17 protein-coding genes are annotated in these 13,445 nt (G+C 65.1%); 10 read left to right on the top strand and 7 right to left on the bottom strand.

Annotated features, from left to right (window positions below; genetic code table 11):
- Positions 1-65 precede the first annotated feature (65 nt).
- From APQ99_RS08370 to APQ99_RS08345, 6 genes are all read left to right on the top strand, one after another.
- Positions 66-530 (top strand): peroxiredoxin, encoded by a 465-nt coding sequence (locus APQ99_RS08370; protein WP_010902865.1) that lies wholly within the window; start codon positions 66-68, stop codon positions 528-530.
- A 38-nt stretch (positions 531-568) separates the two neighbouring features.
- Positions 569-922, top strand: coding sequence for a nucleoside triphosphate pyrophosphohydrolase (locus tag APQ99_RS08365; RefSeq protein WP_136361422.1), 354 nt, complete (start codon positions 569-571; stop codon positions 920-922).
- A 36-nt stretch (positions 923-958) separates the two neighbouring features.
- Complete coding sequence (locus APQ99_RS08360; protein ID WP_010902863.1) at positions 959-1,168, top strand: DUF7543 family protein; 210 nt, start codon at positions 959-961, stop codon at positions 1,166-1,168.
- A gap of 123 nt (positions 1,169-1,291) precedes the next feature.
- Entirely contained in the window at positions 1,292-2,536 is a 1,245-nt protein-coding gene (locus tag APQ99_RS08355) for a sensor histidine kinase (protein WP_010902862.1), read from the top strand.
- 361 nt (positions 2,537-2,897) lie between these two features.
- Complete coding sequence (locus APQ99_RS08350) at positions 2,898-3,920, top strand: hypothetical protein (protein ID WP_136361421.1); 1,023 nt, start codon at positions 2,898-2,900, stop codon at positions 3,918-3,920.
- Positions 3,917-4,288: a type II toxin-antitoxin system PemK/MazF family toxin gene (locus tag APQ99_RS08345; protein WP_136361420.1), complete on the top strand. Its 372-nt coding sequence runs from the start codon at positions 3,917-3,919 to the stop codon at positions 4,286-4,288. Before APQ99_RS08350 ends, APQ99_RS08345 begins: the two co-directional genes overlap by 4 nt.
- Before the next feature lie 252 nt (positions 4,289-4,540).
- On the opposite strand, the gene APQ99_RS08340 is transcribed toward APQ99_RS08345, so the two are convergent.
- On the bottom strand, positions 4,541-5,686 hold the full coding sequence (locus APQ99_RS08340; protein ID WP_010902861.1) for an acyl-CoA dehydrogenase family protein: 1,146 nt from the start codon (positions 5,684-5,686) through the stop codon (positions 4,541-4,543).
- 138 nt (positions 5,687-5,824) lie between these two features.
- Between APQ99_RS08340 and sod the strand changes: the two genes are divergently transcribed.
- The gene (gene sod, locus APQ99_RS08335) at positions 5,825-6,427 is read left to right on the top strand and encodes a superoxide dismutase (protein ID WP_136361419.1); all 603 of its coding nucleotides are present in this window, start codon (positions 5,825-5,827) and stop codon (positions 6,425-6,427) included.
- Positions 6,428-6,519: 92 nt separating this feature from the next.
- A complete protein-coding gene (locus APQ99_RS08330) occupies positions 6,520-6,975 on the top strand; it encodes a hypothetical protein (protein WP_229373424.1) in 456 nt (151 codons plus the stop codon).
- A gap of 20 nt (positions 6,976-6,995) precedes the next feature.
- On the opposite strand, the gene APQ99_RS08325 is transcribed toward APQ99_RS08330, so the two are convergent.
- The 3 genes from APQ99_RS08325 to APQ99_RS08315 form a co-directional block, all read right to left on the bottom strand.
- On the bottom strand, positions 6,996-7,613 hold the full coding sequence (locus APQ99_RS08325; RefSeq protein ID WP_136361418.1) for a halocyanin domain-containing protein: 618 nt from the start codon (positions 7,611-7,613) through the stop codon (positions 6,996-6,998).
- Positions 7,614-7,619: 6 nt separating this feature from the next.
- Positions 7,620-8,759: a multicopper oxidase domain-containing protein gene (locus APQ99_RS08320; protein WP_136361417.1), complete on the bottom strand. Its 1,140-nt coding sequence runs from the start codon at positions 8,757-8,759 to the stop codon at positions 7,620-7,622.
- Between the two features lie 131 nt (positions 8,760-8,890).
- A complete protein-coding gene (locus APQ99_RS08315) occupies positions 8,891-9,961 on the bottom strand; it encodes a radical SAM protein (protein ID WP_136361416.1) in 1,071 nt (356 codons plus the stop codon).
- A 141-nt stretch (positions 9,962-10,102) separates the two neighbouring features.
- Between APQ99_RS08315 and APQ99_RS08310 the strand changes: the two genes are divergently transcribed.
- Positions 10,103-10,354: an Htur_1727 family rSAM-partnered candidate RiPP gene (locus APQ99_RS08310; RefSeq protein WP_010902855.1), complete on the top strand. Its 252-nt coding sequence runs from the start codon at positions 10,103-10,105 to the stop codon at positions 10,352-10,354.
- On the top strand, positions 10,351-11,556 hold the full coding sequence (locus APQ99_RS08305) for a TIGR04347 family pseudo-SAM/SPASM protein (RefSeq protein ID WP_010902854.1): 1,206 nt from the start codon (positions 10,351-10,353) through the stop codon (positions 11,554-11,556). Before APQ99_RS08310 ends, APQ99_RS08305 begins: the two co-directional genes overlap by 4 nt.
- Positions 11,557-11,589: 33 nt before the next feature.
- Here APQ99_RS08305 and APQ99_RS08300 read toward each other — a convergent pair whose 3' ends face one another.
- The 3 genes from APQ99_RS08300 to msrA form a co-directional block, all read right to left on the bottom strand.
- Positions 11,590-12,078: a pyridoxamine 5'-phosphate oxidase family protein gene (locus APQ99_RS08300; RefSeq protein WP_136361415.1), complete on the bottom strand. Its 489-nt coding sequence runs from the start codon at positions 12,076-12,078 to the stop codon at positions 11,590-11,592.
- Between the two features lie 76 nt (positions 12,079-12,154).
- Positions 12,155-12,778, bottom strand: a complete 624-nt coding sequence (locus APQ99_RS08295; protein ID WP_136361414.1) for an archaellin/type IV pilin N-terminal domain-containing protein — start codon at positions 12,776-12,778, stop codon at positions 12,155-12,157.
- Between the two features lie 43 nt (positions 12,779-12,821).
- Complete coding sequence (gene msrA, locus APQ99_RS08290) at positions 12,822-13,355, bottom strand: peptide-methionine (S)-S-oxide reductase MsrA (RefSeq protein ID WP_136361413.1); 534 nt, start codon at positions 13,353-13,355, stop codon at positions 12,822-12,824.
- Between the last annotated feature and the right edge of the window lie 90 nt (positions 13,356-13,445).

Here is a 13,445-nt window from a genome sequence, read left to right as displayed (position 1 = left end):
CAGCGCTGACCACCCGCTCGCTGGTTCCGTAACTGGTTCCCTGTCGGGACCCAAACCCCCAGCGTATGCTATCCGAAGGTACCACCGCACCCGACTTCTCGCTTGCCAACCAGGACGACGAGACGGTGTCGCTCTCGTCGTTCGCGGGCCAACACGTCGTTGTCTACTTCTACCCACGCGCCGACACGCCGGGCTGCACGAGCGAAGCCTGCGAGTTCCGCGACAACTGGGGGCGCTACGACGACGCCGGCGTGCCCGTCGTCGGCATCAGCGACGACCCCGTCTCGGAGCTCGCGGCGTTCAAGGACAAGTACAACCTGCCTTTCGATCTGTTGAGTGACGCCGGCGGCGAGGTGGCGACCGCCTACGAGTCCTACGACGAACAGGAGATCACGGGCGAACTGATGGACGTGACGCTTCGCAACACGTACGTCATCGGTCCCGACGGCACGATCACCGCCGCCTTCGAGGGCGTCGACCCCGAGGGGCACGCCGACGAGGTGCTGGCCGCCATCGAGGACGCCGCGTAGTCGACACCGTTTTCTTCCATGTGCCCGACACCCAGGCTGTGAGCCGAGACCACGACAAACTGGTGCGCGACGAGGTGCCTGACGCCATCCGCGAGGACGGAGAGACGCCAGTCACGCACCGCGCGTCGGGCGAGGAATACCGCGACCGCCTCGCGGACAAACTCCTCGAAGAGGCCACGGAGTTCGCCGAGAGCCGCGCCATCGCCGAGATCGGCGACGTGCTGGACGTCGTCGACGCGATCTGTGCCGCCCGCGACATCGACCGCGACTATCTCGAGGACATGCGCGCCGCGAAAAGCGACGAGCACGGCGGCTTCGTCGAGGGGATCGTCCTGGACGGCGTCGAACCGACCCCCGAGCACAAACACGCCGACTGGGAGGAGCCCGAGTAACGCCGCGCTTACCATCCTCGGGGTGTATCCGTGTCCATGGACTGGACCGAAGTCACCCGCCAGACCGGCCGCGAGTGGGAGCGCGCCGACGGCAACGCCATCGTTCGCGCACGCCGGACCGCCGGCGGCGACTGGGCGGTGACGTACGAGCGCCTGACCCAAGCCCCCGAGGGCTCGACGTACGAACGCACCACAGCCCCAACCGAGGACGACGCCCTCGCGGTGGCCGCCGAGTTCCGCGACTGACCGGAACCCAGCGCCCGCTACGGGCACCCACGTTCCCACGCACCGATAATTAGCTTCCACGTACATGTTCTGGGCGAGGATTGCCAGGGGTACCGGGCGGCACCCGCCCACCCCACAGTAGACATGTCTCACACACAGCCCACCACCACCTCGGACGTACTGCACCGGTTCTGGCGGCGCTACGAGTCGTTCATCTGGTGGACGATGGACGCAGTCGGCGTCGCCAGCTCCGTCCGTGCGAAGATCCTGTTGGCGGTCACGATCCAGTTCGCGGTGTCGCTTGCCCAGGTCGTCGTGCCGGTGTACTTCTCGGGGCCGGCACGCATCACGGCGGTCGGCGTGCTCGTCGTGGGCGCGACCCTGGCGCTCGTCAACACCGTGCTGGTCGTCGAACGGGACATCGTCGACCCCGTGACCGGGCTGCAGGCCGCGGCCACGCACATCGCGGAGGGCGATCTCGCGGCCGGTGACCTGCCCCGCGCCGACGGCCAACAGGACGAGATCGGCGCGCTCGTCGACGACTTCGCGGCGATGCACAGCCACCTCCGGGTGGTCGCCGCGCAGGCCGAAGCGCTCGCCGACCACGACTTCGACGCGGCCGTCCTCGAAACCTCGCTTCCCGGGCGGTTCGGCGCGTCGCTGCGCCGGATGACCGCGAGCCTGGATCGGTACATCGACCGCATCACGGCCGACCGGGAGCGCTCCACGCTCCTGAACTACCTCGTCAGCCACGACGTTCCCAACGTGGTGAACGTGCTCAGCGGCCGCCTGCAGTTGGCGCGCCGCCAGACTGACGCCCAGGCCGTCCGCGATCACCTCGACGTCGCGGACCGGCAGGTCTCGAAGATCGAGGAGGTCTGTGACGTCGTCGGGAAGCTCACGCGCGACGACGGCGCGGCGGCGATCGACGTCGTCACGCTGCTCGACAGTGAGGTGGCGCGGGTCACGGAGTCGTACCCGGACGCGCAGGTCAGCGCCGATCTCCCGTCACCGCCGTGCCGGGTTCGGGGCAACGAGCTGTTGAACTCCGTGTTCCGGAACCTCATCACCAACGCCGTCGAGCACAACGACGCCCCGACGCCTCGGGTCGCAGTCTCGGTCGCGGTCGAGGCCGAATCGGTGACGGTGCGGGTCGCGGACAACGGCCCCGGCCTGGACGTCTCGGACAGCGAGTCGTTCTTCCAGCACCGGCCGGTCGGAACGGGGTTGAACATCGTGCACACGGCCGTGCGGACGTTCGGCGGGACGGTGACCGTCGCCGACAGCGACCTCGGTGGCACCGCCTTCGAGGTGGCGCTGCCGCGGGACGCCGAGTCGCCGTCACGCACCGTCCGGCGGCCGGTCGATCCGCCCACCGTGAGCGACTAGCCTACACTTAGCGTGTCACGGGAACACTCACAGCCATTTTGCTTCGGTGCAACTCGGCGTAAGAAGTACTTGGATAGAGACAGCTAACAGAATGAAATGCAAGATACAGAGCTTCTGTGCAGCGACAAATCGTGTCGGGAAAGAAAGCCTGTGGAATGCTAGAAGTCAGTAATGACTAGTAGACTTCCTCCTGTAATTAATATATACTACAAACGACAAGAGGATATTTGATGTTGATAGCTGTTAGCCGTTGAGGACTTGTAAAAGGGGAGAAAATAAGGATAGAGGCTCTGAAGATTCCATATCCGACCGAGAAATACGATGAAAGAGATGAAGTAATTCGGTGCTAAAAGGTACGTGTATGCTCACCCCCGGCGACGAGGAATCCCTCCTTTTGGATATAAAAGAGGGAATCCAGTATGCGCTCTATCTCGGCAAACAGGAGGGGCGATTTACCGAAGACGAAATCCATCTCGATAAGATTCGCCTGAACAAACTCCAGTATATTGTTAACGAGGACCACGACTTGGGACTAACTTTCGGCTGGTTCAAGTACGGTCCCGCGCCCGAGGATGTTACCACAGATACTGGAGTAGCGCTAGGTCCTCAACCGGGGGATGATATCGCACACTTAGAGGAAAGTAGACTGCCGAGCAAAGACCACCATTCGACTGAAGAATTTGCGTACTATTTCCTTAGGGAACTTGACGACGAATTTGATAGAATCGCGACTGCAGAGGAGACGAAGGTCTACTTGGTAAGCTTCTACGATGAGTATGCGCCAAAGGATGAATATGCTGCTCGATTCACTGACTTGTATAAGGCCAGCGCACGCCTCCAACAAACGCTTGACGCAATCGGTGACGGGAAAGATTGGCACCAGAACTCGACAGAGTTCTATTATGAACTGGACAAAGAGTTCCTCCCAGTGAGTGAGGAAGTATCGAAGCTTGAGTCCCTGGAACACACTCTAGAGCCGCTTGAAGAATACCGGAAGTTGCTGACCAGTATTATTTCGGAAGCTGGCACAGAAGACAATTTATCATCGAGTCAGCAAGCTTTTATTAATAATGTCATTCGGAAGTTCTATAACACGGTCTGGGACTTTGTGGGTCAAGAGATATCTCTTGAGACGATACGGGGAGAAAACGTCGATGAGCTTCGTCCAAAGGTCAAGACGAATGTCGAGAAGTACCGGGGCGGCTTATGGAAAGACGAACTCAACTCACTGGCAGAGAGGAGAGAGTCAGTTGGATTGGACCCAGAAATAGAGGATATAGAGAAACTAGAGTCGGGGGGAAACGGAGAGGATGACGAGCAGTCGCTAGATGAGGAAATGGTTAAACGTGTCTCGGAAATGGGCGCAGAGGTGATTAGCGATTGAGCTTCCCAGAACATGGGGACCTCATTCACGTTGATTTTACGCCTTCCAATGACTCCGAACCGGGCGAATTTGAGGATCCTCATCCGGCAGTTGTAGTCCAATATACTAAGTCCGATGACAGAGCAGTGGTCGTTGCTCCAGTTTCATCGCGTGACAAGCAAAGCCGCTCTCGTGAAGTCAGACTTCCCGGAACAGTTGACGGGCTAGACAGTGACTCAGTAGCTATTCTGAATTTAATAACAACTGTATCATTTGAGGGGCGAGTGAGACCGAAGGGCGATGATTCAGGTTCGTGGCGTCTCGGAAAGGTTCCGCCCCGGAAGATGGAAGAGATACAAGAAAAACTCGAACTTCTGTTCCGAATTTAGCTATATCGTCAATCGGTAGACGTTCTCGGATAAAGGTCTTTGACGTCCTCGTAGTAGCCGTGGGGGCCGGAGTTAAATATGCACGGATTAAATCTTTTTGAAGTGGTAGATACAAATACACTTCACGAATTAGCGGCTTGTGTTTACTTCCACCTTATGCTGGCTATGCGTCTTGTATCCTGCACGTGAGTCTTGATATGACGTGGACAGACGGAGCGCGTGATGCATTCTATGACACTCTCATACACGGGATCAGTCCATCATCTCGCGGGCGATCACGTTCTTCTGGATCTCCGTGGTGCCCTCGTAGAGCTGCGTGATCTTGGCGTCCCGGTAGAACCGCTCCACGTCGAAGTCGTTGACGTAGCCCGCGCCGCCGTGGATCTGGACCGCCTCGTCGGCGACCTCAACGGCGATCCGGGACGCGAACGATTTCGCCATCGACGCCAGCGCTGTGAGTTGGTCGTCGCGGTGGTCGACGCTCCACGCGGACTTCCGCGTGAGCGTGCGCGCGGCCTCCGTTTTCGTCTGCATCTCCGCGAGCTTGTGCTGGATGGCTTGGAAGTCGGCGACGGGCTGGCCGAACTGCTCGCGCTCTTGGGCGTACGCGAGCGCGCGTTCGGTGGCACCGCGCGCGATGCCCACACCCTGTGCGGCGACGGTGGTGCGGGTTTCGTCGAAGAACTGCATCAGTTGGAGGAACCCGCCCCCGCGCGTGCCGATGAGGTTCTCCTCGGGAACGCGCACGGCGTCGAGCACGAGTTCGGCGGTGTCGGACGCCCGGATGCCGAGTTTGCCCGTGATCTTCTCGGCGGTGAACCCGTCGCGGTCGCTTTCGACGACGATCTGACTGAACCCCTCGTAGCGCCCGCTGGCGTCGGGATCGGTCCGGCACAGGACGACGAAATAGTCGCCCACGGAGCCGTTCGTGATCCACATCTTGTTGCCGTCGATGATCCACTCGTCGCCGTCTTTCTCGGCGGTTGCGGAGACGCTTGCCACGTCCGAGCCGGTGTCGGGCTCGGAGATCGCCGACCCCATGATGGCGTCGCCGGCAGTGACGGGTTCGAGGAACCGCCGCTTCTGGTCGTCGGTCCCGAACGCCGTGATCGCTTCGGCACCGAACCCGGCGCTGGCGACGCACAGCCCGATGCCGGGGTCGGCGGCGAACAGCTCCTCGACGATGATGGCGACCTCCACCGGTGAGTAGCCGGCACCGCCATACGCCATGGGGATGCCCGGCCCCAGGAGGCCGGCGTCGGCGGCCTTGTCCATGACCTCGTGGGGGAACGATTCGGCCGTGTCGTGTTCGGTGGCGACGGGCCTGATCTCGTTGTCTGCGAACCGCTGCACTTCGGCTTTGATCGCGCGTTGTTCGTCGCTGAGTTCGAAGTCCATGTGGTATCATCCAGCATACATCATGAAAAATACTTGTAAACGCTCGGCATCACTTCCGCGGTTGCCGTCCCGTCACGAACCCAACTGAAACTGCATTCCGGAAACCACCATAAGCAGCGCCGACGTACGACACACTGTATGTCCGAATACGAACTCCCACCGCTGCCGTACGACTACGACGCGCTCGAACCACACATCAGCGAGCAGGTGCTCACGTGGCATCACGACACCCACCATCAGGGCTACGTGAACGGCTGGAACGACGCCGAGGAGACGCTGGCGGAGAACCGTGAGACCGGCGACCACGCCTCGACAGCCGGCGCGCTCGGGGACGTCACGCACAACGGCTCGGGGCACATCCTCCACACGCTGTTCTGGCAGTCCATGAGCCCGGCGGGCGGCGACGAGCCGTCCGGGGCGCTCGCCGACCGCATCGTGGCGGACTTCGGCTCCTACGAGAACTGGCGGGCCGAGTTCGAGGCCGCCGCCAGCGCGGCCAGCGGCTGGGCGCTGCTCGTCTACGACTCCCACAGCAACACGCTCCGGAACGTGGCCGTGGACAACCACGACGAGGGCGCGCTCTGGGGCAGCCACCCCATCCTCGCCCTCGACGTCTGGGAGCACTCCTACTACTACGACTACGGTCCCGACCGCGGCAGCTTCGTCGACGCCTTCTTCGAGGTCGTCGACTGGGACGAGCCCACCGAGCGCTTCGAGCAGGCGGCCGAGCGCTTCGAGTAACGCCCCGCCCGCGGGGACACCCTGAAACGCCACGCTTTTTCGCCGTGTAGCGTTCCGATAGCTTCTATACACAGCCCAGCCAACACCGGTGTGTGGTCACGTCTCCCGTGGTCGACGACCTCCGATACCAGCTCGTCGCGGAGGGCTGGATGACCGCCCACGCCCGCGTGAACCCCACGACGGTGATGGTGCGGGCGCTGCGCGGCGACGGCCAACACCCGCTGCGGCTGCTCGTGTTGGTCGGCGACGACAGCACCGCCACCGTCACGGAGCGACACGTGGCGTATCTGGTTGCCGGCGCTGGAGACACGGACGCCGACGCCACGCTGCTGACGGCGCTCGGTCGGATCACCGACGGCGCACACCGCGCCGCCGAGGCCAACGGCGTGGCTGTCGTTGCTCCGGCGACGATCCGAAACGACGACGTCGACACCACGATCCACGACATCCTGGTGGCGACCGCCGACGACGCCGGCAAGCGGTCCGTGCCCGCAGCCGCGGCCACTGACGACTCTGCGGTGGCCGTCCGTGACGCCACAGACACGTAACGTCGTGCCGCGGCGGGCGGTTACTCGTGGGTGTTCGGGTCGTGCGGACTGGGGTCAAGTGCGCGCCGCACGAACGGCATCAGCAACCCGATCCCGAGCGCGAACCCGGCGCCGAGCACGCCGAGGTTGCCCCAGTCGATGCCGCCGCTTGCTGCCCCGCCGACGTCGGCGTCCCCGACGACGACCGCGCCTTTCATCCCCATCGCACGATGGGGGCTGCAGAAGTACGTGTACACGCCCGCCGTCTCGAACGTGTGGCTGTCGGTGTACCCCTCGTTGTTGATCTCCTCGACGCCGCCCCAGTCGGCGCTGTCGGGCTGGCTCTCGACGGCGACGTTGTGCGTGTTCGACACCCACTCGAAGGTCACCGTCGTGCCCGGGTCGACCCGCACGGCCGCCGGCCCGAACCCGTACGCGCCGCCGTTCGCGTCGACGCCGACGTCCACAGTGACCTCGCTGCTGCCGGTTTCGTCGCGGACGCCGTCGTAGTTGCTCACGTCGCCCAGCCAGTCGTCGATGCTGGCGCTCTGTGCTGCGCCACCGGCGGCGAACCCGCCGATCCCGGCCGCGGCCGCGCCGGCCCCAGCCGACCCCTGCAACACGCGCCGTCTCGTAACCGCTGAATCGCTGTCAGTCATCCTCACCTAGGCATCGTACCCTGCGAAGTCCATCAACTTCCCGAAGATGTCCGAGTCCATGGCGTCCTTGTAGACGATCCCCGAGAGCATGCCACCGGGGTAGAACGTGCCGTTCATCACGTGGTTGACCTTGTGGCAGTGCATCAGGTAGATGCCGGGGTCGGCGTCGGCCTGGAACTCGATGGTGTGGCGCTCGGCGGGAGCCATGTCGGTGATGTCCATGGTGTGTTGGGCGGCCGCCGGGATCTGCCCGCCGTCCTTCTCGACCATGCGGAAGCGGTGGTTGTGGATGTGCAGCGGGTGGTTCATGTACCCGCCGTTGACCAGGTGGAGCCGGACCGTATCACCCTGCTCGACGATGACCGGTGAGCCGTCCTCGGGGTGGAGGGTTCGCGGCGCGGACTTGCCGTTGACGGTGAACACGTCGGGGTTGCGGGTGCGCGGGCTGTAGTCGACGTCCTCGCCGGCCATGCTGCGGTTCAGCCGCGAGTCCCAGTCTTTGACCGTCATGAAGTACTCCTTGTCGGCGGGCTCGTACCCCTTGGGGTCGATGCGGAAGATGCCGTACATCCCCATGTCGATGTGGCGCTGGGTCTGGTAGTGGCAGTGGTAGAGGTGCGTTCCCGGGACGTTGGCGGGAATGGTGTAGGTGTGTTTCTCCCCGGGGCCGACCCGGATGCCGGTGGTCGTCGGAACGCCGTCGTCCTCCCAGGCGGTCTGTGACCCGTGGAAATGCAGCGTGTGTGGGCGCTTGCCGTCCGTGTTGTCGAGCGTCACCTCGATGTCCTGGCCTTCCTCGGTGCGCACGATGGGGCCGGGCACGCTCGGGTCGCCGTCTTCGGTGGCGAACGCCCACACCCGGGGGAGCTTCACCGGGCCGCCCATCGAGTCCAAGGGGTGGACGTCGTGGACCGCCGGCACGCTTTTCAGCGTCACCTGGTTGCCCTGCTCGGTGGCGTCGACGACCTCCGGCGGGCTCGTGGTCGGGAGTCCGGATTGTTTGGCCGCAGTGGTCGTGTCCGTCACCGACTCCCCTCCGTCGGGAGCGGTGCAGCCGGCGATGGCAGCGGTCCCGACGCCAGCGGTCGCCGCCACGAAGTCACGCCGCGAGATGCCGAGGCCGGGAGCGCCGATCTGATCGGTCATACACGCCGTGCTATGGCCCCGCCACTTAATCGCAGCCCGCTGGTTCCACAGGTCAGGGAATCGTTCCTACGGTCTGGGAAGGATTCAGGCGCTGACACGACTGGTTTGGTGTCACCGAAACGATCGGACGGTCAGTCGTCGGCGGTCGCCTGGCGGTCGGGCAGTGGCCCGTCGTACCCGTCGGGCACGTGTGGACACAGCGGATCGCTGGCCATCGGCTCCCCGGTTGTCGCGTATGCCCGCGACCGACTCCCTCCACAGACGTTACGGAACGAACACGCCCCACACTTCCCCATGAGCGCCTCGGTGTCGCGCAGCCGCTGGAACAGCTCGCTGTTCCGGTAGCTGTCCACCACCGAGCGCTCACGGACGTTTCCGGCCGACGACGGCAGGAACCCGGACGGATACACGGCCCCAGTGTGGGAGACGAACGCGAACCCGTCACCCGCCGTGACGCCGGCCCGGCGCTGTGGCGCACCGTCACCCCCACGCTGTGCGCGCACCCGCCGGTACATCGGTGCTTCCGTGGTCTTCACGCCGAACGCCTCGCTGCGCGCGACCCCGTCAAGCCACGCCATCACCTCCTCGGCGCGCGCCGGCGACACCGGATCGAGCGCACGCCCCCGACCGACGGGCACCAGGAAGAACACGCTCCACAACGCCACCCCCAACTCCGCGACGAGGTCGCGGATCGCCGGCAACGCTTCGACTGTGTCCGCACACACCGTCGTGTTCACTTGCAGGGGCACCCCAAGCTCCCGGATCGCGCGGGCCGCCCGCAGCGTCCGCTCGAAGCTCCCGGCCTCCCCGCGGAACTCGTCGTGGGCCGTCGGCGTCGCGCCGTCGATGCTCACGGCGAACTGCGCCACGCCCGCGTCGGCCAGTGCCTCGATCGCCGTGGGCGTCAGCGACGCCGTTCCGCTGGGCGTCACGGTCATGCGAAGCCCGCAGTCCGTGCCGTGCTCGACGAGTTCGACCGTGTCAGGCCTGGCAAGCGGGTCCCCGCCGGACAACACGACCAACTGCCCGTCGCCGAACGCCGCGGCGTCGGTCAGCAGTTGTTTGCCCTCGGCGGTCGACAGCTCCGAGGGGTGTCGCTGTGGGCGTGCGCTCGCGCGACAGTGATCGCAGGCGAGCGCGCAGGCTTGTGTGACTTCCCAAACGAGCACTACTGGCCGTTCGCTGGTGTCAACTGGCGTCATGGATCAACCGGGGCCACACGCAGCACGCGGGAGCGACCCCACTTCGATCTCGGCCGTTCCAGGGTTTGTATCGGGGCGGGTGTTCCCAGCCGCCGGGAACCGACGCGACGCCCATTTGGGGCGCGCAGCTAGGTGGGCGTAATGACAGCCGACCGAACGCGGGTGACCGACGAACCGCGGAGCGCCACCGGCCGCGAATGGGAGGTGTTCGTTCGGGCGGACGCCGACGCCCCGCTCAAACACGTGGGAAGCGTGACGGCGGGCACTGCGGACACCGCACACGAGCACGCATCGTCGCTGTTCGACTGGGTCGCGCGATCCATCTGGGTGTGTCCGGCCGACGAAACCCAGCGCTACACGACCGGCGGCGTCGATGGGGGGCGATCAGCGTGATCTCCGTCAGCAAGCTGCTCTGTGACCTGGACGCCGAAAGCGACGGGCTGCGGTACGACGCTGCCGCGGAGTCCTCCGAGGAACAGATCACCGAGGACAAACAGCAACGGCCGGTCGTCGTCTGGAACCTCACCAAGCAGTGCAACCTCTACTGCTCGCACTGCTACGCCGCCGCGGACACCGAGACAGCGCCGGGGGAACTCTCCACGGCCGAGGGCAAAGCGCTGTTGGACGACCTCGCTGACTTCGGTATCCCGGTCGTCCTGTTCTCCGGGGGCGAGCCGATGGTCCGCGACGACCTCGAAGAACTCATCGCGTACGCCGACGACAACGGCATTCGGCCCGTGCTCTCGACGAACGGCACGCTCATTACCGCGGAGCGGGCGGCGGCGATGAAAGACGCCGGCCTGAAATACGCCGGCATCTCCGTGGACGGCCTCCCCGAGCGCAACGACGAGTTCCGCGGCGAGGAGGGCGCGTTCGACGCCGCGGTTCGGGGCATCGAGAACAGCCTCGACGCCGGCCTGAAAACCGGGCTGCGCTACACGATCACCGAGGCCAACGCGCCCGACCTCCCGGAGGTCGTCGACCTCCTGCACGACGTGGGCCTGGACCGGTTCTGTTTCTACCATCTCGACTACGGCGGCCGCGGCGCGGACATCTCGAACCTGGATCTGTCCCCGGCGGACACCCGGACGGCGGTCCGGACGGTGTGTGACCTCACGCGCGAATACCACGCCCAGGGCAAGGAAATCGAGACGCTGCTGGTCGGGAACTACGCCGACGCGGGGTTCCTCGTGGAGTACGCCCGCGAGGAGCTCGGCGACCAGCAGGCCGACCACATCTACCGCTACCTCGAAGCCAACGGCGGCGACCCGACCGGCGAACGCATCGCCGACGTGGACTACCAGGGCAACGTCCACATGACGCAGTTCTGGCAGGGGTACAGCCTCGGGAACGTCCGCGATCGGTCGTTCGGCGACATCTGGAGCGACGACACCAACCCCCTGCTGGCCGGGTTGCGCGACCGCGACGACCGACTCACGGGGCGGTGTGCGTCCTGCCAGTACCGGTCGATCTGTCGGGGCGGCTCGCGGCTGCGCGCGCTCTCCGCCGGCGGCCCCTTCGACCCCGACCCGAAATGCTATCTCACCGAAGCCGAGCGCGAGCCGGAGCGCACCGGCGACGCCTCGGCGGACTGACCGCGGCGGCCGCCCACCGGTGTCGCTGCGGTGCTACCCGTTGCCGTCGGTGGTCGGGGGCGTCCAGTGGCCGCCGGCGCGTCCGCTCATTGAATCCGGCGTGAGTTCGTACCACTGCACGGACAGCTCGGCGGCGGCCTCCTCGAAGACGTTCATGCTGACCGTGTCGGCGTGCTCGGCGAACGCCGCCTGCCGTTCGGCGTCGTGCTCGACGGCTGCCATCTCCCCGGTCACCACGACGCTGGCCCAGTCGTCGGGGCTCGCCCGGTCGTAACACACCAGTGACGCACTGTCGGTCTCACTGAGCCGCGTGGCCTTCTCGCTGTCCGGACCGAACAGACACTGGAAGACGAGGCGCGGGCCGTCAGTGACGCCAAACGACATCGGCACCGACAGCGGTGGGGCACCCGCCAGCGAGAGCACGCCGTCCCCAGCCCGCCGGAGGTACGCCACCACCTGCGTGGTCGTCATTCTGACACCCGCGTCCGCGGGCGGCTGGTCGTCGGGCGCATCTGAGCTCATTGCGTGTGGTACTCACGGACCCCGGCACTCTTGAAGCGTGGGCGTCGTTCCAGCGTGCTGGGACGGCCACCCGGGGTTACACGCTGACCGCCGACGCCCCGGTCACCGACTCGGGAACCGAAACCCAGTACGTCGTCGAAGCGCCGTACTGGGTGGTGATGACGAGCTCCGCCCGTTCGCCCGCGTACAGCCCGTGGTTGTCGTTGCTGGTGCCCGAGAAGCTATCCTGGTTCTCCTCGACCGCGGTGGCGTTGATCACGATCTCGATGCGGTCCTCGGCGTCGGCAAGCACTGTGGCCGAGCTGCCGGTCGTCTTGCGGGTCGTGAACCGGCTGCTGTTGGCGGTCCCATCGGTCCACGACAGCGTGGTGGCCTGCCGCGGCCCGACCCAATCGACGGTCACGTCAGAGACGTTCACGTTGCCCGAGCCAGCCGACTGGCCCACGACGATCTCGATGTCCGACACTGTCCCGTCGGTGAATGGGTCGTCGGTAGCGTTGGTTATCGTCCCGAAGGCCCCCGTGACCGACACGCCGTTGGTGACCTGTCCGACCGCCTCCTCGCCGGTGGCGTCACCGCGAGACTGCAACATGCCGCCGATGTCGACCAGCGTGCTTGCAGCCATCGCAGCCACCAGGATCATCGCCATGAACACCACCAGGGTTCCGATCCCGACTTGTCCGCGACGCATCGACTCCATGTACTAGCGTTTGAGGTGTAACGGAATAAACCTGGGTCGATTCTTACTCGGTGCGAGCGCTGAACTGCTCGCGGACCTTCGAGACCTTCGGCGCGACGTTCACCGTGCAGTACGCCGCGTCCGGGTTCTTCTCGAAGTAGTTCTGGTGTTTCTCCGCGGCGGGATAGAACGTCTCCAGGGGCTCGATCTCGGTGACGATCGAGCCGTCGAAGGCGTCCGCGGCGGCGAGCTCATCGACGAACGCCGTGGCGCGCTCGTGTTGCTGGTCGTCGTGGGGGAGCACGATCGACCGATACTGGCTGCCAACGTCGGGCCCCTCGCGGTCCACCGTGGTCGGATCGTGGACCGTGAAAAAGACCTCCAGGACGTCCTCGTACGCGAGCTCCGCGGTGTCGTACTCCACCTGCACGACTTCCGCGTGGCCGGTCGTCCCCGAACACACGTCTCGATAGGACGGGTCGGCGGTGTCCCCGCCAGCGTACCCCGAGGTCACGTCCGTCACCCCGGCGAGTTCCTCCATCGCCGCTTCCGTGCACCAAAAGCATCCGCCGCCGAGTGTCGCCGTCTCAGTGCCCATGGCTGTGCTGTTGGCCTGTACGCGGTTAACACCAGCGGGGGCGGCGGATGTCGCCGCCCCACGCCGCCGGGCAGTCGGCTGCGGCACGGC

This window comes from Halobacterium salinarum DSM 3754 (genome assembly GCF_008124605.1).
In the GTDB taxonomy this organism is placed as follows: Archaea; Halobacteriota; Halobacteria; order Halobacteriales; family Halobacteriaceae; genus Halobacterium; species Halobacterium salinarum.
This window is presented reverse-complemented; position numbering and strand designations above follow the sequence as displayed.